Source organism: Pseudomonas putida, assembly GCF_001941965.1.
Classification (GTDB): Bacteria; Pseudomonadota; Gammaproteobacteria; order Pseudomonadales; family Pseudomonadaceae; genus Aquipseudomonas; species Aquipseudomonas putida_L.
Map to the genome: position 1 here is coordinate 1 of NZ_MKZO01000070.1, position 1,305 is coordinate 1,305.

The window sequence follows — 1,305 nt, forward strand, 5'->3', positions numbered from 1 at the left end:
GGTATGACTCACCCACATGGGTTACAAATCAGTTCACTCACATAGGTAACAGTTTTTAACTGGCAGGGTCGGTTTTCGAGGATCTGACTATGCCTTGGCGAGAGCTAAAACCTATGGACCTCAAACTGCTGTTCATCGCGGACTACATCAAAGGCCCGCCTAGCTTCAGTGCGCTTTGCCAAGCCTATGAGATCAGTCGCAAGACTGGCTATAAATGGGTTGAGCGGTATGAGAAGGAGGGGCCAGCAGGGCTGGAGGAGCATAGTCGTCGTCGACTTACCCAGGAGTGGGTGGTGCCTCTTGCTGTCCGTGAAGCGATCATTGAACTGCGCGGCCGGGGTGAAACAGAGCCTGGACCCAAGAAAATCCAGGCCGCTTTGCTTGAGCGTTTCCCTGACCAGGCGCCGCCATCAAAGACGTCTATCTACAACATCCTGAAGAAAGCCGAACTGGTTAAGCCTCGACGATTGCGTCAGCGCGTGGCGGTTTATCCCAGGCCATTACAGAAAGCAGAGTCGCCCAACCAGCTGTTTAGCGCCGATTACAAGGGCCAGTACCTGACAGGTTCGGGCGTCTGGTGCTATCCATTGACGATCATGGACCATGCCAGTCGCTTCCTACTTGCCTGCCACAGCATGGCTAACACTAACTTTCAGGAAACCCAGGCGGTTTTCACTCAGGTGTTTCGTGAATATGGTCTGCCGGAGCGCATTCGTACCGATAACGGTGTTCCGTTTGCGAGCAAGGGGCGAGCCGGGCTCTCACAGTTGTCCATCTGGTGGTTGCGTCTCGGGATCATTCCTGAGCGGATAGCTCCAGGTAGGCCGGAACAAAATGGTCGACATGAGCGCATGCATCGAACGTTGAAAAGTACGCTCCCGTCGCCACCAGCAGTAGCGTGGGAGGCTCAACAGAAGCACTTTGATCGCTTTATGCAGCACTACAACCACGAGCGTGTACATGAGGCGTTGAAGCAGAAAACACCCGCGTCCTGCTATAAACCTTCTACCCGCCCATATCCTGAGAAGCTACCGGAGATGACCTACCCAAGTCATATCGATAGCCTCTACGCGGACTGTTCAGGCATCGTCAACCGTCGTGGCCTGAGGATCTATGTCGGCTGCGTGCTCAAGCATCAGGCCATTGGACTGGAGCGAGTAGGGGATGGAGTCTGGGATGTTATCTTCGGCCCAATCATCCTTGGGAGGATCGATGAAAGAGATGCCATTGATGGCTATGTGACACTTCAAGTGTTACCTATGTGAGTGCACTTTTTTGTAACCCATGTGGGTGATCCGTACACCG

1 protein-coding gene is annotated in these 1,305 nt (G+C 53.7%); it reads left to right on the forward strand.

The genetic code is table 11. The features are described 5' to 3' along the window. Positions 1–89 precede the first annotated feature (89 nt). Positions 90–1,265, forward strand: coding sequence for an integrase core domain-containing protein (locus PSEMO_RS28930; RefSeq protein ID WP_075806301.1), 1,176 nt, complete (start codon positions 90–92; stop codon positions 1,263–1,265). The last annotated feature ends 40 nt before the right edge of the window (positions 1,266–1,305 follow it).

What these genes read in the sequence shown, in the direction of transcription:
- PSEMO_RS28930 (WP_075806301.1), top strand. Translation starts at nt 90, where the DNA reads ATGCCTTGGCGAGAGCTAAAACCTATGGACCTCAAACTGCTGTTCATC.